This is a genomic window from Vibrio aquaticus, assembly GCF_003970385.1.
GTDB lineage: Bacteria > Pseudomonadota > Gammaproteobacteria > Enterobacterales > Vibrionaceae > Vibrio > Vibrio aquaticus.
Genome location: NZ_RXZH01000143.1, coordinates 1 through 477, shown reverse-complemented (window position 1 = coordinate 477; position 477 = coordinate 1). Strand labels below are relative to the sequence as shown.

Below are 477 nucleotides of genomic sequence, written 5' to 3'. Positions count from 1 at the left end.
GGTAGGCATCCCACCAACGGGAAAGAAGCTGGTAGCGTCCGGCGCCTGTTGATTTGAGTTTTGGGTTTAGCGTGACAAGTTTGCGAGGGTGATCGGAGTAATCAGTAAATAGCTCTCCGCCTACAATGACGTCATAACCATGATTTCTGGTTTTCTGACGTCCGTTATCAGTTCCCTCCGACCACGCCAGCATATCGAGGAACGCCTTACGTTGATTATTGATTTCTACCATCTTCTACTCCGGCTTTTTTAGCAGCGAAGCGTTTGATAAGCGAACCAATCGAGTCAGTACCGATGTAGCCGATAAACACGCTCGTTATATAAGCGAGATTGCTACTTAGTCCGGCGAAGTCGAGAAGGTCACGAATGAACTAGGCGATAATGGCGCACATCGTTGCGTAAGCGAGATTGCTACTTAGTCCGGCGAAGTCGAGAAGGTCACGAATGAACTAGGCGATAATGGCGCACATCGTTGCG

General features: G+C 49.1%; 2 protein-coding genes. Both read right to left on the bottom strand.

Features of this window, described 5'->3' with window-relative positions:
• On the bottom strand, positions 1-232 hold a 232-nt coding region (locus tag EJ063_RS20640), incomplete at its 3' end, for a glycoside hydrolase family protein (RefSeq protein WP_158676019.1).
• Positions 216-368: a phage holin family protein gene (locus tag EJ063_RS21550; RefSeq protein WP_077274385.1), complete on the bottom strand. Its 153-nt coding sequence runs from the start codon at positions 366-368 to the stop codon at positions 216-218. The genes EJ063_RS20640 and EJ063_RS21550, both read right to left, overlap by 17 nt.
• Positions 369-477 lie beyond the last annotated feature (109 nt).